The sequence below is a fragment of the Pseudomonas sp. RC4D1 genome, from assembly GCF_018390395.1.
Taxonomy (GTDB): Bacteria; Pseudomonadota; Gammaproteobacteria; order Pseudomonadales; family Pseudomonadaceae; genus Aquipseudomonas; species Aquipseudomonas danubii.
The window spans coordinates 2,191,321-2,212,691 of the sequence record NZ_JAHBAW010000001.1 but is presented as its reverse complement, the minus strand read 5'-3'; the positions used below and the strand labels follow the sequence as shown (position 1 = coordinate 2,212,691).

Genomic DNA, 21,371 nt, shown 5'->3' with positions numbered 1-21,371 from the left:
CAGTGTTTCAGCGAGCAGCGCCGAGCTGGCCCTTGTCGTCGGAGAAGACGATCTCCACCCGACGGTTCTGCGCCCGGCCCCGCTCGGAGGCATTGGCTTCCACTGGGTACTCGTCACCATAGCCCTGGACATGGACACGCTTTTCGTCGATTCCCAGGTCCACCAGCACATCGGCCACCGCCTGGGCACGATCGCGAGACAGCTGCAGGTTGCTCTGACGCTCCCCGGTGTTATCGGTGTAGCCCTCGATGCGTACCACGCGCTTAGGGTTCAGCTGGAGGAACTGCACCACCTTGAGCACCGTGCGGTTCGCCGAACTCTTCAACTCAGCTTCACCGGTGTCGAACAGCACGTCTCCCAGCGTCATCACCAGACCACGATCGGTCTGGGTGGTGGCCAGGCTGATGATCTGCTCTTCGAGCCATTTGCCCTGCTGCTGCACGCTCAGCAACTTGGCCTCACGCAGGGCCAGTTGCAGACGTTGACGCTCCAGCTCGAGCTTGGCCGCACGCTCCTGATTCAGCGCCTGTTCGGTGTGCTCACGGGCGATTTCGCTGTAACGACGGCTCAGGTAGGCATAGTGCTCCACGTCGCCGCCGCTGCCCCAGTAGGTCGACAGACGATCGGCGCGAGCCAGGGACTCACCCGCACGTATCACGTCCTTGGGCGCGATACGCAGCACATTGGAGTCTTCCTTGACCTTCTGGAAGTCGTTGCCGGCTTGCTGCAAGGCTTCCTCACTGTGCTGGCCGGCGCAGCCATAGAGACCGGCGCAGGCCAACAGCACAGCGCCGCCGAAGATACGGATAGAGAGGCTCATTGGGCGTCTCCCAACTGCTTGCGCAGGCGCGTAATGCGGGTATTGAGCACATTCACCTGCTCCTGGCTTTTCTGAGTCAGGACCTTGGCTTCTGCCAGACGCGCATCCAGCTCGGCCTGCTCGGCGCGCATCCGCGCCTTCTTGTACGACTCATCCTGCATATTGCCTTGGGCCCGGGCGAACTTGTCTTCGGCCAGTTTCAACTCAGGCATGTCCTCGGCCGAAGCCCCCACGGCCTTGGCTTGTTCCAGGGCCTGGGCAGTAAGGCGCATCTGCTCGTTGGGCGCCGGATCGGTTGCACAACCCGCCAGGGCCAACAGGGCCAGGGCAGCGAAAAGAGGTCGAATAGTCACACGTGATTCCTACGGTTTTGGGCTGCTGACGGGTTGCTGCAACTGGGCCTTCCAGCGCTCCAGATTGCGCTGCAGCAAGGCCTCCGTCAGACCGGACGCGGGCAATTCTGTCATCTTTTTTGCCAACTGTCCGCGCAACCATGGATCATTGCAGGCGGAGTTGTGGGACAAGGCCAGGAACAGCCCCGGTTTGTCGACAGGCTGGGGAAAGGACACCAGATCCGCCGCCATCCCCAAGGACTGGGCCATGGCCATGCCCGCGTAACGCGGCGCCAGAACATAGTCCACTTCCCCCAGGAGCAAGGTCTGGAAGACTTGGGTCAGATTCGGCAAACGCTTGAGTTGCAGATGCTCCTTGGCCATAGCCTGAAAGGGCTGGGTCAGCCTGGCCTTTTCCGATACCGCGCCGGGATGACCGGCAAGATCCAACGGCTGGGCATAACTCAGAGTGGAGTCCTTGCGGGTCCACACCAGGTAGTCGTTCTGCACCAGGGCCGGATGGATGTAGTCCAAGGACTCCAGTTCGTTCAAGGTCAGGGGCGCGTCGGCTAGCAGATCCATGCGCCCACTGCGCACTTCATCCAGGGCCTCGGAACGTTTGCCGGCGTACAGCAACTCGATCTTGAGCCCCAACTCTCCCGCCACCTGCTGCAACAGATCGGCACTGGCCCCTATCAGGTGCTTGGGATTCTGCGGATCGCGCCACAGGTAGGGCGGTGCGTCCGGGCTGCCGGTGACCACCAGGCGTTCGCACTTACCCGCAGCCATCGACAGCGATGGCAACAACGCCAAGCCCAACAGCGCTGACCAGCCACTCATGCGGCGCAGATCCATGGCGAAATTCTCCCCAACAAAAAACAGACAAAAAAAAGCCCGGCCAAAGGGCCGGGCTCTTTATAAGTGAAGCCGCCGGATTAGACCAGCTTCTCCAACTCAGGTACGGCTTCGAACAAGTCCGCCACCAGACCGTAGTCGGCCACCTGGAAGATCGGAGCTTCTTCGTCCTTGTTGATCGCAACGATCACCTTGGAATCCTTCATGCCTGCCAGGTGCTGGATCGCGCCGGAGATACCGACGGCGATGTACAGCTGTGGCGCGACGATCTTGCCGGTCTGGCCGACCTGCATGTCGTTGGGCACGAAGCCTGCGTCCACGGCTGCGCGGGAAGCGCCGACCGCTGCGCCAAGCTTGTCGGCCAGGGCGTACAGGTGCTTGAAGTTGTCACCGTTCTGCATGCCACGGCCGCCGGAAACGACGATCTTGGCAGCGGTCAGTTCAGGACGATCGGACTTGGCCAGCTCTTCGCCAACGAAGCTCGACTTGCCGGCATCGTGAGCGGCGCCAACGGCTTCAACCGCAGCCGAACCACCTTCAGCAGCAACGGCGTCGAAGCCGGTAGCACGCACGGTGATGACCTTCACGGCAGCCGAGGACTGCACGGTAGCGATGGCGTTACCGGCATAGATCGGGCGCTTGAAGGTGTCAGCGCTTTCTACCGAGATGATCTCGGAGATCTGGTCAACATCCAGCTGAGCGGCAACCCGCGGCAGGATGTTCTTACCGTTGGAGGTAGCGGCAGCCAGGATGTGGCTGTAGCCAGCACCCAGCTCGGCCACCAGCAGCGCAACGTTTTCCGGCAGTTGGTGAGCGTAGGCGGCATTGTCTGCCACCAGCACTTTGGCCACGCCAGCGATTTTTGCAGCGGCTTCAGCCACAGCGCCAACGCCCTGGCCGGCGACCAGTACATGGACGTCACCACCGATTTTGGCGGCGGCGGCAACGGTGTTCAGGGTGGCCGGAGCCAGCGCCTTGTTATCGTGTTCGGCGATTACCAAGATAGTCATGATCAGATTACCTTCGCTTCGTTTTTCAGTTTCTCGACCAGTTCAGCCACCGACTTGACCTTGATACCTGCGCTGCGTGCAGCCGGCGCTTCGACTTTCAGGGTCTTGTTGGTGGAGGCGGTGGAAACGCCCAAAGCATCAGGAGTCAGCGTTTCAAGCGGCTTCTTCTTGGCTTTCATGATGTTTGGCAGAGACGCATAGCGCGGCTCGTTCAGACGCAGGTCGGTGGTGACGATGGCTGGCAGGTTCAGCGCAACGGTCTGCAGGCCGCCGTCGATTTCGCGAGTGACGTTGACCTTGTCGCCGGACACTTCGACCTTGGAGGCGAAGGTGCCTTGAGCGTAACCGCTCAGGGCCGCCAGCATCTGGCCGGTCTGGTTGTTGTCGCTATCGATGGCCTGTTTGCCCAGGATCACCAGCTGTGGCTGTTCCTTGTCGACCACAGCCTTGAGCAGCTTGGCCACAGCCAGGGAGTTCAACTCTTCAGCGGACTCGACGAGGATTGCGCGATCGGCACCCAGTGCCAGGGCGGTACGCAGTTGCTCTTGAGCAGTAGCAGGACCGATGGAGACGACGACGATTTCAGTCGCTACACCTTTCTCTTTCAGGCGTACGGCTTCTTCCACTGCGATTTCGCAGAAAGGGTTCATCGACATCTTGACGTTGGCGAGGTCGACGCCGGAGTTGTCCGCTTTGACGCGAACCTTGACGTTATAGTCGACCACTCGTTTGACAGCTACAAGAACCTTCATGGATTCCTCGTTACTCTCCGGTGAAAAGAAAGTCGCCTAGGCGAAAACCTGGCGGTTGATGCTCATCGGCACAAGGGCACCTCCAAAAACGCTGGCGCATATCAGGTTGACCTTGCTCACGGGGTGATGACCGTTCGTCAGTGGTGACCGACGAGTCATTCATTATCGCGGCGTGTAAACTGCGCACTTTCAAGCTGCGCGGTGCGTCACCTTTATTGCCTTTGCCCTGTCTTTAGAGGTGCTCTTGAAACCAACAGTCAGCCTACGGCGAGCGCAAAACCGACCGTATCTTGACCGGAACGCCTTTTCCGGTCAATACGGCAAAATAGCCGTTTATAAGCCGCGCTTCTTTGATTTATCTGGGCTGCGGCAAATTCAAACAAACGTTTGTATTGGACGCTGAGAGTGGTGTAGATATAATGCGCCGCCCAGAGAGAAAGGTCGGCCATCCTCCCCTTCTCCCCCCATTTGTAATGGGAGAAAGCGCGGATGCAACGCCAAACCTCCAATTAGAAAAAACCGTTGAGCCTTGAGTAGGAGATAGCCTAGTGGAACGCGAATACATGGAATTCGACGTGGTCATCGTCGGTGCCGGCCCCGCAGGCTTGTCCGCCGCTTGCCGCCTTAAGCAGAAGGCCGCTGAAGCCGGTAAGGAAATCAGCGTCTGCGTGGTTGAAAAAGGCTCCGAAGTCGGTGCTCACATCCTTTCCGGTGCCGTGTTCGAGCCTCGGGCCCTGAATGAACTGTTCCCGGACTGGAAGGAACTGGGCGCCCCGCTCAACACCCCGGTCACCCGCGACGACATTTATGTCCTGCGTAGCGGCGACACTTCCACCAAGGTTCCAGACTTCTTTGTGCCCAAGACCATGCACAACGAAGGCAACTACATCATTTCCCTGGGCAACCTGTGCCGCTGGCTGGCCCAGCAGGCCGAGAATCTGGGCGTGGAAATCTACCCGGGCTTCGCCGCCCAGGAAGCCCTGATCGACGAAAACGGCGTGGTCCGCGGGATCATCACCGGTGACCTGGGTGTCGACCGTGAAGGACAGCCGAAAGATGGCCTCTACACCCCAGGCATGGAACTGCGCGGCAAGTACACCCTGTTCGCCGAAGGCTGCCGCGGCCATATCGGCAAGCAACTGATCAAGCGCTTCAACCTGGACAACGACGCCGACGCCCAGCACTACGGCATCGGCCTCAAGGAAATCTGGGAAATCGATCCGGCCAAGCACCAACCGGGCCTGGTGGTCCACACCGCCGGCTGGCCGCTGGACATCATGAGCAACGAGAACACCGGCGGCTCCTTCCTCTATCACCTGGAAAACAACCAGGTCGTGGTGGGCCTGATCGTCGACCTGTCCTATGCCAACACCTACCTGTCGCCGTTCGACGAATTCCAGCGCCTCAAGCATCACCCGGTGCTCAAGCAGTACCTGGAAGGCGGCAAACGCATCAGCTACGGCGCCCGTGCACTGGCCAAGGGCGGTATCAATTCGCTGCCGAAGATGGTCTTCAAGGGCGGCGCGCTGATCGGCTGCGACCTGGGCACCATGAACGTGGCCAAGATCAAGGGCAGCCACACCGCCATGAAGTCCGGCATGCTCGCCGCCGATGCCGTGGCCGACTCGCTGTTCGCCGGCTCCGAAGGGGCTGACGAGTTGAAGAGCTACGTCGACTCCTTCAAATCCAGCTGGCTGTATGAAGAGCTGTTCGCCAGCCGCAACTTCGGCCCGGCCATGCACAAGTTCGGTCCGATCATCGGCGCCGGCTTCAACTGGATGGATCAGAACATCTTCGGTGGCAAGCTGCCCTTCACCCTGCACGACACCAAGCCGGACTACGCCAGCCTGAAGCTGGCCAAGGACTGCGCGAAGATCGACTACCCCAAACCCGACGGAAAAATCAGCTTCGACAAACTGAGCTCGGTGTTCATCTCCGGTACCAACCATGAAGAAGAGCAGCCTTGCCACCTCAAGCTGACCGACCCGAGCATCCCTCTGGGCCGCAACCTGCCGCTGTACGACGAGCCTGCTCAGCGTTACTGCCCGGCCGGCGTGTATGAAGTGATCACCCAGGAAGACGGCGAGAAGCGCTTCCAGATCAACGCCCAGAACTGCGTGCACTGCAAGACCTGCGATATCAAGGACCCGGCCCAGAACATCACCTGGGTCACTCCGGAAGGTGCCGGCGGCCCGACTTACCCGAACATGTAAGTCGCCGCGGTACACAAGAGGCCCCCTATATGGGGGCCTTTTTCATGCCCGGGATTTGCTGGCACAGTCTCCGGTAGAAACCGACTTGTCGGCGAAGAGCCCCTCAAGCCTTGTAGCGGCCCAAAGGCGTCGTCGCTGGCAAGCCAGCGCCTACGAACAGCACCTACAGAGCAACGGCCCGCTCATCCCCGGGATTACGCTCAAAGTAGCGCTTGTACTCGCGACTGAACTGCGAGGTGCTCTGGTAACCCACCCGATGCGCTACCTGGGCCACACCCAGCCCTTCTCCCACCAGCAACTGCTGGGCCTTGAGCAACCGCAGGCGCTTGAGGTACTGCACTGGCGACAGCAGGGTGCTGCGCTTGAAATGCTCGTGGAAGGTCGAAGTGCTCATGTTGGCGCAGCGGGCCAGGGTCTCGACGTTCAACGGCTCGGTGTAATGCTCGTGCAGATGATTGAGCGAAGCCGCGACCCGCGCGAACTGCCCCTGCTGCTCCACCAGTGCCCGCAGCGCATCGGCCTGAGGCCCGCGCAGGGCAGCAAAGAGCAGCTCGCGCACCCTGGACGCCCCCATGACCTTGCACTCCAGAGGATCGTGCAGGCAACGCAGCAGGCGCTCCACGCAACCACGCATGACGTCGTCGAGCACCGCCGAGGTCATCGATTCCAGGGTTTGCGCCGAAGCCGCCCGGCCTTCGGCGATCCCCATGGCCAGCACCAGCTCGCTCAGGACTGCCCGGTCGATGGCAATGGAAATCCCCAGCAGCGGTGCATCGGGCAAGGCGAAGGTTTCGCACTCGAAGGGCACCGACAAGGCCTGGATCAGGTAGTGCCCGGCGCCGTATTCCAGGGTCCGCGTGCCCAGGTAGGCCAGTTTGCTGCCCTGGACAATGATCATCAGGCTCGGTTCATAGATCTGTGGACCTCGCGCCACATCACAGCTGGCCCGCAGCACCTGGACCCCAGGCAAGGCGGTGGCAACAAAACCATCTCGGCTGGCAAGGGGCTGGATCAGCGAAACCAGGGTGGCATTGGCGTCAAGGTGACGGGTCAGCAGCATGCAGAAAACTTCACGAAAAAAGGGATGAAAACATCATCGCAGGTCTGCTGGCCAATGCCGCGCAAAAACCGCCAATACCGGAGGAATAGGCATGACATGCCGAGGAATCGCCATGGCCGCCCTCAGGCTCGACGCCGAGAATGCACCGCCTCACTTGTCAGCGCTTTTGCGAGGTTCTTCATGTACACCGCCATCGGTTATGCCGCCCAATCGGCCACCACTCCCCTCGCCCCCATGAGCTTCCAGCGCCGCAGCCCACGCGCGGACGACGTCGCCATCGAGATCCTCTACTGTGGCGTCTGCCACTCCGACATCCACCAGGCCCGCAACGAATGGGGCATCGCCGTGTACCCGCTGATGCCGGGCCACGAGATCGTCGGCAAGGTCACCGCCGTCGGCGCCAACGTCAGCAAGCACAAGGTCGGCGACTTGGTGGGCGTCGGCTGCATGGTGGACTCCTGCCGCCATTGCGAAGCCTGTGCTGCGAACCTGGAACAGTACTGCCTGGAAGGTCCGACCATGACCTACGCCACCCCGGATCGGGTCGATGGCAGCAACACCATGGGCGGCTACTCCGACAGCATCGTGGTCAGCGAGCACTTTGTCGTGCGCATCCCGGAGAAACTCGACCTGGCCAGCGCAGCACCGATTCTCTGTGCCGGCATCACCACCTACTCGCCCCTCAAGCACTATGGCGTCAAGGCTGGCGACAAGGTGGGGATTCTCGGCATGGGCGGCCTGGGCCACATGGGCATCAAGTTCGCCAAGGCCCTGGGGGCCGAAGTGACCCTGTTCACCCGCTCGGCGAGCAAGGCCGAAGAAGCCCGCCGCCAAGGCGCGGACCATGTGATCGTATCCACCGATGCGGCGCAGATGCAGTCGGTAGCCGGGCATTTCGACTTCCTCCTGGACACCATCCCGGTGCCCCACGACCTCAATCCCTACCTCGACACCCTGCGCTTTGACGGCGTGCACATCCTGGTGGGCCTGATCGAGCCGGTGGACCCGGCACTGCACGCCGGCAAGCTGGTGATGAGCCGTCGCGTACTGGCCGGATCGCTGATCGGCGGCATTGCCGAGACCCAGGAGGTGCTGGATTTCTGCGCCGAGCACGGCATCACCTGCGACATCGAGATGCTGGATATTCGCCAGATCAACCAGGCCTATGAGCGCATGATCAAAGGGGATGTGAAGTATCGCTTCGTGATCGACATGGCGACCTTGAAGCTCTGAATCTCGATGCCATGACGGCCCGGCTTGTCACGAGGAGGCGCTCCACGCAATACGCATTCGCCGACAAGCCGGCTCCGGCACGGGCCAGCTGGCGCCAGCCCATGGGGGCTGGCGTCAGCCCCGGGCGAACGCCCGCAGCACTTCGCCGTCCATGCGGTACTTGACCCACTCCTCCTGAGGCTGGGCGCCCAGGGACTTGTAGAACTGGATCGCCGGTTCATTCCACTCCAGCACACTCCATTCGAAGCGTCCGCAATCGTTGTCACAGGCGATCTGTGCCAGATGCCGCAACAGTTGCTTGCCCGCCCCGCCACCGCGTTGTTCCGGGGTGATGTAGAGATCCTCCAGGTACAGACAGTTGCTGCCCAGCCAGGTGGAATAACTGAAGAAAAACACCGCAAAGCCAATTGGCACGCCGTCACGCAGACAGATCAGGCCGTGGGCCGTAGCCCCCTCACTGAACAAGCTGCGCTCGATATCGGCGACGCCGGCAATCACTTCGTGACGAGCCCGCTCGTAGTCGGCGAGCTCAGTGATGAAAGCAAGAATCTGTGGGGCATCGCTGGGCAGTGCAGGACGGATTACGACGGTCATCGACGGTTCTCTAGGCGGAATCAGGTGGCCATATTAGAACGACAGCCGAAATACATGCACGGCCATTTACGCGCAAAGCTGATTCCGCGGCTCGCGGCTTACTCCGCTGTCGACTAACCCTGAGGCCTGCAGGATCAGAACAAACAGCGCAGAAGGCCATGCTAGAAAGCCCTCCACGACTACAAGCATAAGAGAGGAGTTTTCATGTCCGTGCGGGCTATGCAGGAATCCAGGGGGCCGGGGCCATTGTTCGGGTTGTTCTGTCTGGGCAGCTATCTGTTGTCACTGTCTTACGGATCGACCTTTCTCCTGTCCTTGCTGATCAGCAGCCGCGGCGGCAATGAGCACGACGCCGGCAGCGTGATTTCGGCAGCGATGCTCAGCACCTTCGTCGCGGTGATCGGTTCCGGGCACCTATCGGACTGGCTTGGCGCCGCACGTTCGGTGGCGCTGTTCGGCTGCCTGCTGGCCCTAGCCAGCCTGGGCTTTGCCCTGACCCCCGGGTTCGGCCACGCCCTGCTGCTCTTCGGCCTGACCCTGGGCCTGGGCTGGGGAGTGTTCTACACCCTGGGGCCAATCATCGTGGCGATGCTGGTGGAGCCCGCGCAACGAGCCCGTTACTTCGCCCTGCTGTCGGGCAGCATGATGACCGGCATAGGATCCGGGCCGCTGCTGGGCCGCCTGGCCAGCGCCCTGGGCTATCCCGTGACCAGCGCTTTTTTCATTGCTGCGGCAGCCAGCCTGGTGGGGGTGCTGATCTTTTGGCGACTGGGCGCCCGCCTGAGTCGCGAGCCCAATCATCTGGGGGCTTCGGCGGCCCGGATCACCAGGAGCGGTGCGGCGCGCGTACTGTCTTCCAGGGCCCTGTGGCCAATCCTGATGGTGGGCCTGGGTGGCTGTGTGTTCGGCGGGCTGTCGAGTTTCCAGACCAGCTACGGTGTATCCCGAGGCGTGGACTACTCGCTGTTCTTCCTCGGGTTCATGAGCGCCGCCATCGCCAGCCGGATGCTGATCGCCGGCATCGTGGTCAAGCGTGACCCCTATCGCGCATCCTGCCTGCTATCGGGGCTGATGGTGGTGTCGATCCTGCTGTTTCTGTTTGTCGTCGACAGCAGCGCCAGCTACCTGCTGGCCGCAGTAATACTGGGGATTGGCTATGGCCTGACGTATTCAGTGATCAACGGCCTGGCCGCCAACGAAGCACCTGCCGGCAGCACCTCGCAGGCACTGCTGTTGTTCAGCCTGTCCTATTTTGTCGGGGTATTCGGCTTTCCCTGGCTGGCCGGGCGGATCATCGTCGAGGCCGGCATGCAAGCGCTGCTGTTCACCGTACTGGCAATTGCTCTGCTGAACTGGCTGATCAGCCTCGGCCGCCTGGGCTGGCGCCGAGCATTCCAACTGCGTATCGCCCACAACCCGTAGCGCCGTTCGTCGATCATCCGGCACCAACCCCACGCCAGGGCAGACCAATATCAGGTAACGACTCTAACAATGGAGGCGACACCATGATCAAGGTCCAACTCTCAGCCCTGGCCCTGGCCGGACTGTTGTCCAGCGCCGCCCTGGCGGGCACCACAGGCCCCACCAATCCGGTAGAAGGCCCGCAATCCCCTGCCCCCCAGAGCACACCGAAGATCAACATCAACCCGCCAGCCATGGACGAAGGCTCGCTGCCGCCGGCCACCGGCACCGACCCTAGAATCCAGGGCAACGACAACGGCCGCCAGGGCGGCGCCGGCACCCTGGATGCCACGACTCCGGACAATGGCAAGACCGGTAGCGGATCGAAAACCACCACCGGTGGCTCAGGCTCAGAGGGCAGCAGCCAGTAACACCCGGCGCCGGCTCAATCCAGCTAGTGCTGCGCAAGGCTGGTGACAGTCCATCAGGCCCGCAACATTGCGTCCACTTCCGCGCTGCACGGTGCGGTGGCCGGGCCACGGCGGGTCACCGCGATGGCCGCCGCCGCATTGGCCCGACGAGCCGCTGCCTGCGGCTCATGACCCGCAGCAAGCGCGGCGACAAAGACACCGGCATGGGCATCGCCGGCACCATTGCTGTCCACTGCCTCGACCTTGAACCCCGGCACCAGCACAGCACGCCCCTCTTGATTGATCCAGCAACCTCGGGGACCGTCACGCAGTACCAGCATGGCCTTGGACGACAACATTGAGCCCAGCCGCTGCAAGGCTTCGACCATTTCCGAGCTGGCACTCAAGCGCAGGGCCTCGACCCGGTTACTGCTCCAGATGTCGATACGTGGCAACAAAGCCGCCATCAAGGGAGAATCCAACGAGCCCACCAGCGGCCCCGGATCGAACATCAGGGGCACCGAGGCTGGCAACGCCAGCACCCAGTCGACCAGGGCCTTGGCCTTGCTCGCCTGCAGCAGGCTGTAGCCACTGACGTAGAGGTAATCCCCCGCTCTCACCTCGACCTGCGCCAAGTCTTCGACCGTCAGTTCGCCCTCGGCACCTATATGGGAAATGAAAGTGCGTTCGGCAGAGGCTTCGGTCAAGGCCACGCATAGACCCGTGTCGGCCCCAAGACTGGGTTCCAGGCTCATCTGGATGCCTTCGGCCTGCATCGCCTGCCGAGCCAGATCACCAAAACGCCCCTGGCCGTGACGACCGAGATAGACCACCGGCAGGCCATTGCGCGCGGCCGCCGCCATGACATTGAAACCGCCACCCGCCTCGAAACTGGCCGACTGCGCCAGCACATCGCCGCCAGACTCCGGCAGGCGATCAACGGCCATCACCAGATCGACGATCACCTGGCCACTGTGGAGCAATCTAGGCATTGGCATTCTCGACAAAAGCCCGACGCCGGTCACGGGCGCCGCCCAGCACGCCATAGACGCCGCCGGCCACCAGGAAGGTGATGATCCAGCCCAGGCCGTTATGCCCCAGCCAGGAATCGGCCAATGGTCCCGTGAACCAGACGTCCTCGACCGTGGTGCCAATGCTGGTGAAACAGAAGCCCAGGACGATGGCCAGCACCCAGGCACCAAAGGCCCGCCATTCGATGCCGCCCTGATACCAGTAGGCGCTGCTCGGGCCCACATTCAATAAATCATCGGCGCTGTAGTAGTGGCGATGGATCAAGTCCACCACGAAGATTCCCACCCAGGCCGTGATCGGCACCGCCAGCAGGGAAATGAAGCTGATGAAGGGGCCGTAGAAACTGTCAGCGATCAACATGAAGTAGATCGACCCCATGAAGATCGCCACGATGTCCACCAGTACTGCGTAGACCCGCTTGACCTTGAGGCCCAGGGTCAGCGCGGTGAGACCGGCGGAATACACCGACAGGTTATTGGACAACAGCAGACCGCCGAAGGCAGCGATCAGGTAAGGCACGGCCATCCAGGTTGGCAGCATGTCGCGGATCGCAATGATCGGGTCCACCGCTGAGGCCAGATGATCGTTACCGACCGACAGCAAGCCTCCCAGGGTGATCAGCAGCACCAGCGGAATACCGGCACCGAAGGCCGCCGAGGCCACCAGGCGCCCGGCAGTGACCGAACGTTGCTGATAACGGGACATGTCCGCCCCAGAGCTGGCCCAGCCGATCCCGGTGCCTGCGGCCATGGTGCCGACGCCGATGATCATCGCGCTCATAGGCGCGGGGGAGGCATTGAACACTGCGGTCCAGTCGATGGTGGCACAGAGAAAGCCGCCCACCAGGACGTTCAGCGCGCCGAATCCGTAGGTGGCCCACTTCTGGATCACCAGCAACGTGGCGTGACCCAGACCGGACACACTCAGCGTCATGAGCACAAAGATAGCGATGAACAGCAGGGTCAGCAGTGGCGCGTCCTTGGCCGAGGCCGGGGTGTGGAACAGGATCGAACTCAAGGACAGGAGAACAAAGGCTGCGGTGGTGGTATTGACCGTTTCCCAACCGACTCGCGACAGCATGGACACCAGGGTCGGGCCGATATTGCCGCGCACACCGAAAATGGCCCGAGACAAGGTCAGGCTCGGCGCCCGACCACGACGGCCAGCCACGGATATCAGCCCGACCACGGCGAACGATCCCACCGAGCCCAGGACCGCCACCAGCAGCACCTGCCAGATCGACAGACCGCGAAACGCCACCAGGGTCGCCCCCAGGGGCAACCCGAGGATGCTGATATTGGCCGCAAACCAGACCCAGAACAGCTGCAAAGGATGACCGTTGCACTCCGCTTCCGGGACCGGCTCGATGCCACGGGTTTCCAGTTGTCCGACACCTGGCCCGGCGCTCGATGAACTCATGAATAAGGCTCCTGTTGCCATCGTTGTGGTTATTGGCAATTTCGGAAGTCGCTGAACATCCCGGCATTCCTGGCCGTGTTTTTTAGCTTTCCATAGCCATAGGTGTTCTCAGAGCAAAATGGCTCAGCGCAGAGCCAGCAGCTCTTGTACCAGGGGCTGCAAATCCAGTTCATTGACCTGCTGCACCCGGTCGATCAAATCCCTGGGCCACGCCTCGAGCCCAAGGCAGGCGCCGAGCATGGCCCCGAGAATCGCGGCGATTGTGTCGGTATCGCCCCCCAGGCTGGCAGCCATGCACAAGGCCTCGAAGGCTTCCAGATGACCAAGCGCCACTTGCCCGGCCAGGGCAAAGCTCGTTACCACCGACTCTTGGGACGCCACCGAGGTCCCCACCAGCTCATAGAGCATCCGGGCAAACCCCTGCTTGTCGCCATCCACGCTCAGAGTGGCAGCCCACTCCAGGCGCGCGGCAATACTGGCACCGGCGACCCAGTAACCTTGCGCCTGTGCCTGCCAGGCAACCTGCCTCCCAAGGGGCAAAGCGTCCGCCAGGCAAGCGCCATTGACACCTGCGGACACGACTGCCGCCACCGCTGCCGCACTGGCAATGCCCAAGCTGGTGTTGTGGGTGACCTGACAGGCCTGGACCACCGCCTGGATAAAACGATCGGAGTGGGCAACATCGCTGGCGATGCCCACTGGCGTGATACGCATCGCGGCGCCATTGGTGGTGCCGTAGCGGCCGGCCTCTTCCACCGAGTGACCGGCGAGGATCAGTTCAATCGCGTGTTTGGTGGAAGGCCCGAGCAGGTCCTGGGAGCCTTTGGCCTGCATTGCGGCCTCCCATTCAATCAGGCTGCTGGCCAGCGCGGTCGGAGCGATACGGCCTTGGCCCTGGACCAGCAGGCGGCCCACCAGGATCGCCTGTTCGGTGTCGTCGGTAATGGAGCCGGCAGGCATGTTCGCCGCGATCGGCTGATCCGGGCCGGCATCTTCCAGGGTACCGATAGCGCCGAAGCGCTGCTGGATCTGTTCACGACTCAGGGACTGGGTCGGCATGCCCAGGGCGTCGCCCAAGGCCAATCCATAAAAAGCGCCAAGCGCCCGCCGGAGCTGGCTCACCCTGACTCTCCAAATTGCAGGTGCAGGCGAAAATGCTGCGGGTCCAACAGGCTCTCCACCTGCTCCATGAAGCGTCCCTGGCGGTCATAGGTAGTGCGCAGGGCCTTGAGGAACACTTCTCCGGGAGCACGGCCCAGCAGCTCGGCGTCTTCGGCATTCAAGGGTTCGGCGCCGATCCACTGATCGCCACGCTCGCCGATATAGCCGTAGGCGGCCAGGGTAATGGTCAGGGAATCATCGATCAGGCCAACCCGGGGCAGGCCTTCAAGTTCGCCGGATGCAGGGATCAGGGAGCGCTCAAGAGACAGCACCCGCCCCTCGGTGCTGCGGCGACGGCGGTCCAGGGCAATGAATTGGTCAGTGCCCAGGCGGTGCTTGAGCTCGGGACGGCAGATCGCCTCCAGGCGCAACACCTCGGTATTGACCAGCGCTCCACTGTCGGCCAGCGCCTGGGCCCAACCGTGATGCTGGTCCAGGGCCACGCCATCGAAGGTGACAATGGAGCCGACGCCGCTCTGTGTGGCGATGTAGTTGCGACGCTTGAGCTCGGCCAGGGCCTCACGCAAGGTGCCGCGACTGACACCGAACTCTTCGGCCAACTGATGCTCCCCCGGAAGCTGGAAGCCGTCTTCCATGAGACCGCTTTCAATGCGCCGGATCAGCTCGTCGACCACTCTTGTTTTCTTATCGAATCGGACATGTTTGATCATGTCCGGTTGATACATGAAAGATCGGATCAAGAGCAAGAAATATCTTCTTACACCGGCTGGAAACGTCCGTCTAAGGCTCAAGACCCATGGGGAAAAACGTTCCGCCGCTCCACACTCCCAACCAGTTCTGGCCTTCAAGGGTGCGGGTCTGCGCCAGTTCCACCAGTTGGTAGAAGACGTTGCGATGGATCAGCGCCTCAAGATTGTGTCGAACCAGGATATAGGGCGCAGGCTCCTGGGTCTGAGGATCGATCACCACGCGCAGGGGATGCTCAGCGCCGGCAACCACCTGTTCATCGACATGGGTGGTGAAGCGCAACACCTGGTTTTCGCCCTGCCCTTCGACCTCCAGGGTCACGGCAACGAAAGGTGCGTCATCAACCTTGATCCCCACTTTCTCAACCGGAGTGATGAGAAAGTACTGGTCGCCATCGCGGCGGATGATCGTGGAGAACAGCTTGACCATGGGCTTGCGGCCGATGGGTGTGCCCAGGTAATACCAGGTACCGTCACGAGCGATGCGCATGTCGATATCGCCGCAGAAATCGGGATTCCACAAGTGGACCGGCGGCAGGCCCTTCTCAGCCTTGGGAATCTGCGCCAACAGGTCGTTGGCCTTGCCTGGACCACTCATACCGCTCTCCTCAATCAATCAGTCACTCAAGCCCAGCAAACCGCGCGCGTATTGCTGCAAGGGCGGGCCGAGCAGATCCTGGGGCTTGTTGTCGTGGAACGTCAGTAAACCGCCACGACTGCGAATACGTGCCGAATCGATCAGATACTGGGTACTGGTTTCGATCAGCATGATCTGGATGGTACTGGTATCGACCCCCAGGCGGTCCACGGCTTCCTGATCCAGCCACTCATCGGAGTTGCCGATGCGGTCATCCGCCTTGGCAAAACGGGCGTAAAGCAGATAGTGCGCGCCTAGCTCCCGGGCTTCGGCCATGGCTTCGTTGAGGCCTTCGGCTGCTCGGGCGCGACGCACCATGGGGAAATATTCGATAAAGCCGTTGAAGGCTTCCTCCGCCACCACGTTGGGCCGCGGGTACGCGCTGCCTGGAGGAGCGAAAGGCCCCTGGGCGATGAAAATGAACGAATCCGGCTGAATGCGGAATGAGCTGGTACGGCGGGTATCACTGTGGTCGAGCACCCCGGCGTCACTCAGGTGATAACGCACCCCTTCGCCCATATCACTGACATTCATGCAGCCGCCAAGTGCCAAAAAGGCCAGCAGCAAAACCAGGCTACGCATCCTACCCTCCAAAATCCGGTGACGGAAAACCGGCGAATGGCCACGGGATGCAGCTTCCGCGCCAGCTACGCGATTGAAGGAAACTCACGGAAAATCAGCATCAGCCACCGATGATCTTCATCACCGTGGCTCCGCCGGAGAAGGCCACATCCTGCTTGTCTCCCAAGGCCTTGACCAACAGGCGCTGCAGGGCCGGCAAAGCTTGATGACGCGGCTTGTCCAGCAGATCGCCAACATAGTGACGATTGCTCGAAGACAGGCAGCCGTGCAACCAGCCAGTGGAAGACAGTCGCAGGCGCGAGCAAGTCCGGCAGAACGGTACACTCTCGTTGGCAATCACTCCGAAATGGCCAAGCCCGGGAATCTCGTAGCGTACGGCCGTGGCATCCAGTGGCGCGTCGGCCTGCAGGTAGTCGTAGCGCTGGCCGATCAGGTCCAGCAACTGCTGCAGGCTGACAAACTGCTGCAGGAAAGCATTGCCGTCGCTAGCCAGGTGGCCCATGCGCATCAACTCGATGAAACGCAATTCATAGCCCTGCTGCAGACAGTAATCGAGCAACGGCATGACCTGGTCCAGGTTCTGTCCGCGCAACGGCACCATGTTGACCTTGATCTTCAACCCCGCGGCACGGGCTTGCTGCATGCCATCGAGCACAGTGGCCAGATCCCCGCCGCGGGCGATGCTGCGAAAGGCCTTGGCATCCAGAGTGTCGAGAGAAACGTTGATTCGACGGATCCCTGCTTCCAGCAACAATGGCAGCTTGCGCGCCAGCAACTGACCGTTGGTGGTCAGACTGATGTCTTCCAGATCCATGCGCCCCACCGCCTCCATGAAAGCTTCCAGCTTGGGGCTGACCAGGGGCTCACCGCCGGTGATGCGCAAACGCTCGATGCCAGCCGCTTCGATCAGATACGCCACGCCCCGGGCCATCGCCTGGGCCGACAACTCATCCTGGGCAGCCACCAGCCGCTTGCCGTTGGGCACGCAGTAGGTACAGGCGTAGTTGCAGGCAGACGTCAGGCTGATCCGCAAGTTGCGAAAGCGCCTGCCTTGACGATCAACGATCATGGATGACTCCGGCGTAAGAAGGGAGAACCGGCAAAACCTGACTCAAAAATCAGGTTTTAGCAAGTCCCATGCCTGAGTATATTCCTCGGACACCGCGCCATACAGTTACCCGATGGCGCAATACAACGGGCGAATGCCTCAGCTGTTGGAAGTGTCGGGGTCGCGCTTGCGCTTGTTGCCCATGCGCACGCCGATGTCCATCAGGAACTGGAAGAAACCTTCCTGATCCTCGAGCACATTGCTCCAGAATGGCGAGTGATAGAGCGCCACGGCACCGTGCACCAGCGCCCAGGAAGCGCAGTAGTGGAAGTAAGGCGGCACGTCTTCCAGCTTGCCTTCGCTGATGCGGCCCTTGATCAGCAGGGTCAGGCGCTCGAAGTTGGAAGCACGGATCTTGTGCAGTTCCTCGACCATCTCCGGCACCTGATTGCCCTTGACCACCTTCTCTTCCAGGCGGTCGAACAACCGGTAGCGCTGCGGATCGCGCATGCGGAACTCGAAGTAGGCCCGAGACAGAGCCTCCTTATCCTTGTCGACATCGGCAGAGTGCAGCAACTCGTTCAGATCCCGCTCATAGTCGAGCATCAGGCGCAGGTAGATCTCCGCCTTGGACTTGAAATGCTTGTAGATGGTCCCTTTGCCGATACCCACGGCATCCGCAATCATCTCGACGGTGACGCTGTCTTCACCTTGTTCGAGGAACAGCTTGAGCGCGGTATCGAGAATTTCTTGCTCACGGCGACGAAACTCACGGACCTTACGAGGTTCTTTTTGCATAAGAAAAGGTCTGTTCGGGGTCAAAATCGAAGCCGCGTATTATGCCTAACTTGCACCAAAATGCACGGATCATCCGTCGTTGCCACTGTTTCTGACGTAAAAGCCCTCGAGACGAAAAGACACAGATGAGTCGCAAACGTCCGGAAAATCCAGTGAATACGGGGCCGGCAAGCGGTTCAAATAGAAAACATCGACAGCTGTAAAGCCTCGTATCAGACCGTAAAGTCTCGATTTTTCTGTAATCGGGTCTCGATACCGGCCTCAGCCCCACACTCGACGAAAACACCGCAATGAGTCGCAATTGCCTCACTGCTTCGCAGGAGTGTTGCCTTTATCAGCATCAGGAAATATTACCGATGAGCCTCGAAAGCTCCATCCGGGACAGGTGAAAGGTCTGAATGTATCGATACCATTGATGGGGATCAGGCTTCTCGGGAAACTAAACTGCAACAGCTTGTGTGTTTACCGAAGAGAGAAAATCGTCGAATTCGTGCAAATTTTGCGAAAACAGACTGATTTTTTGTGATTTTCAACGAAATAAGCCCCAAAACACCGCAAATGAGAACTCAACCGAAGCGCTCGTATTCCAAATTTGTTTAAAAAACGAGCAGGAGCAACTGGACTGAATGCAATAGTGATCAATACTTGAACTGTCGGCGGGACATCTCCCCCAAGTGAAACGCCGATCAAGGTACCGAAGGACCGCGTGCCTTAGTTTTACTCCTAATGGTCTTAACCCGGATTCACCCCCCAGAACCCGGGTTTTTTTTGCCTGAAATTTGCTCTTCCACACACCGACGACTCAGGCCTCGCCCTTGACTCGCGCCAGGGGAAACAGACGTTTGAAGTTGGCTGTGGTCTGTTCGGCAAAGGCGTCATAGGCTTCGCCCCGCAACATCGCCAGGAACTCCGCCACTTCACGTACGTACTGCGGCAGGTTGGGCTTGCCGCGATAGGGGATAGGCGCCAGATAAGGTGAATCGGTTTCCACCAACAAGCGATCGGCAGGCACCTGCCGCGCTACATCGCGCAAAGCGTCGGCATTGCGGAAGGTGACAATGCCCGACAGAGAAATATAGAACCCCAGGTCCAGAGCTGCCTTGGCCATGTCCCAGTCCTCGGTGAAGCAATGCAACACGCCGGCATTGGGCAATGCAGCTTCACGCAACAGCGCCAGCGTATCGGCCCGGGCACCGCGGGTATGCACGACCACCGGCTTGCCAGTCTGCTGCGCGGCCTGCAGGTGCAAACGGAAGGACTCCTGCTGCAACTCAGCCGCTTCCGGCTCGTAGTGATAGTCCAGTCCGGTCTCGCCGATGGCCACCACCCGCGGGTGGTTCAATTCATCCAGCAACCAGTCCAGCGCCGGAGCCGCCCCCGGCTGCACATCCAGCGGATGCACCCCCACCGAACAATCGACGTCGTCATAACGCTCGGCCAGCGCTTTGACGTCCGCCGCGTTGTCGGCACTGACGCCAATGCACAGAAAATGCCCGACACCGCGCTGACGGGCGGCATCGAGCGCGGCATCCAGTGAGCCGTCATGGGCGGCAAGGTCGAGACGATCAAGGTGGCAATGGGAATCTACGAGCATAAGAGACTGCAACTACATCCGATAAATGAAAGGGCCGGACTGCACAGTCCGGCCGGATACAGGCTTGATTCTAGGCGCTGCCTGTCAGCGCTGGGTAGGCAACGCCGACCATTGCACCAACAGCGCTTCCAGCAGCAACACGCGATTGAGGTTGGCCTTGCTCAGAACCTTTTGCCGCTGGGCCAGGATCCAGTCCTGGATCGCCAGCACCTTGTCCTGGCCGGACTTTTGCGCCAGGTACTGCAGCACCTTGCGCATGTCCTGCAACCCCAGTCCGTCTTCGTCCTGGGTCAGTTGGTAGCGCAGGATCAGGTTCGACCAGTCACAGAACCAATCGAACAGCAGCAACAAGGGGATGGCATTCCAGGCCTCGGCCAACTGGGTTGGCGACTGTTGCTGCTTGAGCAACTTCTTCACCCCCTCCACCACCAACGCCCGCTGCTCACGCACCCCTTGGGCCTGCAAGCCGACGGCAGCCAGCGGCGATCCCGCCGCGAGGGTCAGCAGCTCCAACCGCTCCTCCTCGGTGCATTCAGGCAAGGCCTGGGACAGCCACTGCTGACTCATTGCCGCGCTGGGCAATGGGCACGCCTGCTGCACACAACGGCTCTTGATGGTGGGCAACAGCCGGCTGGGCTGATGGCTCACCAGCAACAGCACGGTGTCGCCTGAAGGCTCCTCAAGGCTTTTCAACAGGGCGTTGGAGGCGTTGATGTTCATCGACTCCACAGGCTCGATCAGCACCACCTTGCGTCCGCCCAGCTGCGCAGTCTGGACCACGAAACTCACCAGCTCGCGAACCTGGTCGACCTTGATCGCCTTGTCCGCTTCTTCGGGTTCCAGCACGTAATTGTCTGGATGACTACCCGCCTGCAACAACAGACAAGACTTGCACTGACCGCAGGCATCCAGCCCGTCGGGGCGCTGGCACAACAGGCGCGCCATCAGGCGCTCAGCCAGGGCCCGCTTGCCAATTCCCGCCGGACCGTGCAGCAGGTAGGCGTGAGCATGCTGCGCGCGCCCCGCCAACTGTTGCCAGAGGCCGTCCTGCCAGGGAAAGACCTCAGCCACGGGCGCGCTCCAGCAATTGTGGCAGCAAGGCATCCAGGGACTGCTGGACCTGCGCCAGTGGCTGCGCCGCATCTACCAGGAAATAACGCTGCGGAGCAGCTTCAGCACGCTTCAGGTAAGCCTCACGGACCTTCTGGAAAAACGCCTGGCCTTCCTGCTCGAAGCGATCCAGCCGGCCACGGGCACTGGCCCGGGCCAGGCCAACGTCCACCGGCAGGTCAAACACCAGGGTCAGGTCCGGGCGCAGCTGGCCCTGGACGAAATCCTCAAGGGCAGCGATGCGCGCAAGACTCAGGCCACGACCAGCCCCCTGATAGGCGTAGGTCGAGTCGGTGAAGCGGTCGCACAACACTACCGCGCCCCGGGCCAGTGCCGGGCGAATCACCGAGGCCAGGTGCTGGGCGCGGGCCGCGAACACCAACAGCAGCTCGGTATCGGCGCTCATGACTTCCTCCCCCGGAGTCAGCAACACTTCGCGAATCCGCTCAGCCAGAGGCGTGCCACCAGGCTCGCGGGTCAACAACACTTCGATGCCTGCAGCGCGCAAACGCTCGGCGAGGTACTCGCGGTTGGTGCTTTTGCCGGCACCTTCCGGGCCTTCCAGGGTAATAAACAAGCCAGTCACAGGCAGTCCTTAATCAA

Annotated in this window: 23 protein-coding genes; 4 read left to right on the top strand and 19 right to left on the bottom strand. The window is 61.1% G+C overall.

What is annotated here, in order from left to right; genetic code table 11:
- Positions 1-7: 7 nt before the first annotated feature.
- The 6 genes from KHO49_RS10180 to KHO49_RS10155 all read right to left on the bottom strand — a co-directional run bounded on the left by KHO49_RS10180 (position 8) and on the right by KHO49_RS10155 (position 4,218).
- Positions 8-820, bottom strand: a complete 813-nt coding sequence (locus KHO49_RS10180; protein WP_102863888.1) for an OmpA family protein — start codon at positions 818-820, stop codon at positions 8-10.
- Complete coding sequence (locus tag KHO49_RS10175; protein ID WP_102863889.1) at positions 817-1,173, bottom strand: DUF4398 domain-containing protein; 357 nt, start codon at positions 1,171-1,173, stop codon at positions 817-819. Before KHO49_RS10175 ends, KHO49_RS10180 begins: the two co-directional genes overlap by 4 nt.
- A gap of 9 nt (positions 1,174-1,182) precedes the next feature.
- Positions 1,183-2,007 carry a substrate-binding periplasmic protein gene (locus KHO49_RS10170; RefSeq protein ID WP_102878945.1) on the bottom strand — a complete coding sequence of 275 codons (825 nt, stop codon included), beginning with the start codon at positions 2,005-2,007 and terminating at the stop codon, positions 1,183-1,185.
- Between the two features lie 80 nt (positions 2,008-2,087).
- The gene (locus KHO49_RS10165; RefSeq protein ID WP_213664968.1) at positions 2,088-3,017 is read right to left on the bottom strand and encodes an electron transfer flavoprotein subunit alpha/FixB family protein; all 930 of its coding nucleotides are present in this window, start codon (positions 3,015-3,017) and stop codon (positions 2,088-2,090) included.
- Between the two features lie 2 nt (positions 3,018-3,019).
- Positions 3,020-3,769: an electron transfer flavoprotein subunit beta/FixA family protein gene (locus KHO49_RS10160; protein WP_015634720.1), complete on the bottom strand. Its 750-nt coding sequence runs from the start codon at positions 3,767-3,769 to the stop codon at positions 3,020-3,022.
- A gap of 257 nt (positions 3,770-4,026) precedes the next feature.
- Positions 4,027-4,218 carry a hypothetical protein gene (locus KHO49_RS10155; RefSeq protein WP_102863892.1) on the bottom strand — a complete coding sequence of 64 codons (192 nt, stop codon included), beginning with the start codon at positions 4,216-4,218 and terminating at the stop codon, positions 4,027-4,029.
- Between the two features lie 99 nt (positions 4,219-4,317).
- On the opposite strand from KHO49_RS10155, the gene KHO49_RS10150 reads away from it, so the two are divergent.
- Complete coding sequence (locus KHO49_RS10150; protein ID WP_213664967.1) at positions 4,318-5,982, top strand: electron transfer flavoprotein-ubiquinone oxidoreductase; 1,665 nt, start codon at positions 4,318-4,320, stop codon at positions 5,980-5,982.
- Positions 5,983-6,145: 163 nt separating this feature from the next.
- On the opposite strand, the gene KHO49_RS10145 is transcribed toward KHO49_RS10150, so the two are convergent.
- Positions 6,146-7,042 carry an AraC family transcriptional regulator gene (locus KHO49_RS10145; RefSeq protein ID WP_102878943.1) on the bottom strand — a complete coding sequence of 299 codons (897 nt, stop codon included), beginning with the start codon at positions 7,040-7,042 and terminating at the stop codon, positions 6,146-6,148.
- 180 nt (positions 7,043-7,222) lie between these two features.
- Between KHO49_RS10145 and KHO49_RS10140 the strand changes: the two genes are divergently transcribed.
- Complete coding sequence (locus KHO49_RS10140; RefSeq protein ID WP_102878942.1) at positions 7,223-8,275, top strand: NAD(P)-dependent alcohol dehydrogenase; 1,053 nt, start codon at positions 7,223-7,225, stop codon at positions 8,273-8,275.
- Positions 8,276-8,389: 114 nt separating this feature from the next.
- Here the strand turns inward: KHO49_RS10140 and KHO49_RS10135 are convergent, their stop codons facing one another.
- On the bottom strand, positions 8,390-8,869 hold the full coding sequence (locus tag KHO49_RS10135) for a GNAT family N-acetyltransferase (protein ID WP_102863896.1): 480 nt from the start codon (positions 8,867-8,869) through the stop codon (positions 8,390-8,392).
- A gap of 204 nt (positions 8,870-9,073) precedes the next feature.
- Between KHO49_RS10135 and KHO49_RS10130 the strand changes: the two genes are divergently transcribed.
- Together KHO49_RS10130 and KHO49_RS10125 are read left to right on the top strand one after the other, a co-directional pair.
- Positions 9,074-10,291: an MFS transporter gene (locus KHO49_RS10130; protein WP_249735497.1), complete on the top strand. Its 1,218-nt coding sequence runs from the start codon at positions 9,074-9,076 to the stop codon at positions 10,289-10,291.
- A gap of 83 nt (positions 10,292-10,374) precedes the next feature.
- The gene (locus KHO49_RS10125) at positions 10,375-10,701 is read left to right on the top strand and encodes a hypothetical protein (RefSeq protein ID WP_102863898.1); all 327 of its coding nucleotides are present in this window, start codon (positions 10,375-10,377) and stop codon (positions 10,699-10,701) included.
- A 53-nt stretch (positions 10,702-10,754) separates the two neighbouring features.
- Here KHO49_RS10125 and KHO49_RS10120 read toward each other — a convergent pair whose 3' ends face one another.
- From KHO49_RS10120 to tmk, 11 genes are all read right to left on the bottom strand, one after another.
- The gene (locus KHO49_RS10120) at positions 10,755-11,672 is read right to left on the bottom strand and encodes a PfkB family carbohydrate kinase (protein WP_123392205.1); all 918 of its coding nucleotides are present in this window, start codon (positions 11,670-11,672) and stop codon (positions 10,755-10,757) included.
- On the bottom strand, positions 11,665-13,131 hold the full coding sequence (locus KHO49_RS10115) for a purine-cytosine permease family protein (RefSeq protein WP_213664966.1): 1,467 nt from the start codon (positions 13,129-13,131) through the stop codon (positions 11,665-11,667). The genes KHO49_RS10120 and KHO49_RS10115 overlap by 8 nt, the downstream gene beginning before the upstream one ends.
- 123 nt (positions 13,132-13,254) lie before the next feature.
- A complete protein-coding gene (locus KHO49_RS10110) occupies positions 13,255-14,253 on the bottom strand; it encodes an ADP-ribosylglycohydrolase family protein (protein ID WP_213664965.1) in 999 nt (332 codons plus the stop codon).
- Positions 14,250-14,963 carry a GntR family transcriptional regulator gene (locus KHO49_RS10105; protein ID WP_102864106.1) on the bottom strand — a complete coding sequence of 238 codons (714 nt, stop codon included), beginning with the start codon at positions 14,961-14,963 and terminating at the stop codon, positions 14,250-14,252. The genes KHO49_RS10110 and KHO49_RS10105 overlap by 4 nt, the downstream gene beginning before the upstream one ends.
- Positions 14,964-15,033: 70 nt before the next feature.
- The gene (locus tag KHO49_RS10100) at positions 15,034-15,597 is read right to left on the bottom strand and encodes a DUF1285 domain-containing protein (protein WP_213664964.1); all 564 of its coding nucleotides are present in this window, start codon (positions 15,595-15,597) and stop codon (positions 15,034-15,036) included.
- An 18-nt stretch (positions 15,598-15,615) separates the two neighbouring features.
- On the bottom strand, positions 15,616-16,218 hold the full coding sequence (locus KHO49_RS10095; protein WP_102863903.1) for a DUF4823 domain-containing protein: 603 nt from the start codon (positions 16,216-16,218) through the stop codon (positions 15,616-15,618).
- A 100-nt stretch (positions 16,219-16,318) separates the two neighbouring features.
- Positions 16,319-17,287 carry a GTP 3',8-cyclase MoaA gene (locus KHO49_RS10090; RefSeq protein WP_102878937.1) on the bottom strand — a complete coding sequence of 323 codons (969 nt, stop codon included), beginning with the start codon at positions 17,285-17,287 and terminating at the stop codon, positions 16,319-16,321.
- A 138-nt stretch (positions 17,288-17,425) separates the two neighbouring features.
- A complete protein-coding gene (locus KHO49_RS10085) occupies positions 17,426-18,064 on the bottom strand; it encodes a TetR/AcrR family transcriptional regulator (RefSeq protein ID WP_011060125.1) in 639 nt (212 codons plus the stop codon).
- An 802-nt stretch (positions 18,065-18,866) separates the two neighbouring features.
- The gene (locus tag KHO49_RS10080) at positions 18,867-19,658 is read right to left on the bottom strand and encodes a TatD family hydrolase (protein ID WP_102878936.1); all 792 of its coding nucleotides are present in this window, start codon (positions 19,656-19,658) and stop codon (positions 18,867-18,869) included.
- Positions 19,659-19,742: 84 nt separating this feature from the next.
- Positions 19,743-20,729, bottom strand: a complete 987-nt coding sequence (locus tag KHO49_RS10075; protein WP_102878935.1) for a DNA polymerase III subunit delta' — start codon at positions 20,727-20,729, stop codon at positions 19,743-19,745.
- Positions 20,722-21,354 carry a dTMP kinase gene (gene tmk / locus KHO49_RS10070; protein ID WP_102863907.1) on the bottom strand — a complete coding sequence of 211 codons (633 nt, stop codon included), beginning with the start codon at positions 21,352-21,354 and terminating at the stop codon, positions 20,722-20,724. The genes KHO49_RS10075 and tmk overlap by 8 nt, the downstream gene beginning before the upstream one ends.
- Positions 21,355-21,371 lie beyond the last annotated feature (17 nt).

What these genes read in the sequence shown, in the direction of transcription:
- KHO49_RS10130 (WP_249735497.1), top strand. Translation starts at nt 9,074, where the DNA reads ATGTCCGTGCGGGCTATGCAGGAATCCAGGGGGCCGGGGCCATTGTTC.
- KHO49_RS10090 (WP_102878937.1), bottom strand. Translation starts at nt 17,287, where the DNA reads ATGATCGTTGATCGTCAAGGCAGGCGCTTTCGCAACTTGCGGATCAGC.
- KHO49_RS10135 (WP_102863896.1), bottom strand. Translation starts at nt 8,869, where the DNA reads ATGACCGTCGTAATCCGTCCTGCACTGCCCAGCGATGCCCCACAGATT.
- KHO49_RS10085 (WP_011060125.1), bottom strand. Translation starts at nt 18,064, where the DNA reads ATGCAAAAAGAACCTCGTAAGGTCCGTGAGTTTCGTCGCCGTGAGCAA.
- KHO49_RS10120 (WP_123392205.1), bottom strand. Translation starts at nt 11,672, where the DNA reads ATGCCTAGATTGCTCCACAGTGGCCAGGTGATCGTCGATCTGGTGATG.
- KHO49_RS10140 (WP_102878942.1), top strand. Translation starts at nt 7,223, where the DNA reads ATGTACACCGCCATCGGTTATGCCGCCCAATCGGCCACCACTCCCCTC.
- KHO49_RS10100 (WP_213664964.1), bottom strand. Translation starts at nt 15,597, where the DNA reads ATGAGTGGTCCAGGCAAGGCCAACGACCTGTTGGCGCAGATTCCCAAG.
- KHO49_RS10080 (WP_102878936.1), bottom strand. Translation starts at nt 19,658, where the DNA reads ATGCTCGTAGATTCCCATTGCCACCTTGATCGTCTCGACCTTGCCGCC.
- KHO49_RS10115 (WP_213664966.1), bottom strand. Translation starts at nt 13,131, where the DNA reads ATGAGTTCATCGAGCGCCGGGCCAGGTGTCGGACAACTGGAAACCCGT.
- KHO49_RS10170 (WP_102878945.1), bottom strand. Translation starts at nt 2,007, where the DNA reads ATGGATCTGCGCCGCATGAGTGGCTGGTCAGCGCTGTTGGGCTTGGCG.
- KHO49_RS10125 (WP_102863898.1), top strand. Translation starts at nt 10,375, where the DNA reads ATGATCAAGGTCCAACTCTCAGCCCTGGCCCTGGCCGGACTGTTGTCC.
- KHO49_RS10145 (WP_102878943.1), bottom strand. Translation starts at nt 7,042, where the DNA reads ATGCTGCTGACCCGTCACCTTGACGCCAATGCCACCCTGGTTTCGCTG.
- KHO49_RS10155 (WP_102863892.1), bottom strand. Translation starts at nt 4,218, where the DNA reads ATGGCCGACCTTTCTCTCTGGGCGGCGCATTATATCTACACCACTCTC.
- KHO49_RS10165 (WP_213664968.1), bottom strand. Translation starts at nt 3,017, where the DNA reads ATGACTATCTTGGTAATCGCCGAACACGATAACAAGGCGCTGGCTCCG.
- KHO49_RS10180 (WP_102863888.1), bottom strand. Translation starts at nt 820, where the DNA reads ATGAGCCTCTCTATCCGTATCTTCGGCGGCGCTGTGCTGTTGGCCTGC.
- KHO49_RS10160 (WP_015634720.1), bottom strand. Translation starts at nt 3,769, where the DNA reads ATGAAGGTTCTTGTAGCTGTCAAACGAGTGGTCGACTATAACGTCAAG.
- KHO49_RS10095 (WP_102863903.1), bottom strand. Translation starts at nt 16,218, where the DNA reads ATGCGTAGCCTGGTTTTGCTGCTGGCCTTTTTGGCACTTGGCGGCTGC.
- KHO49_RS10105 (WP_102864106.1), bottom strand. Translation starts at nt 14,963, where the DNA reads ATGATCAAACATGTCCGATTCGATAAGAAAACAAGAGTGGTCGACGAG.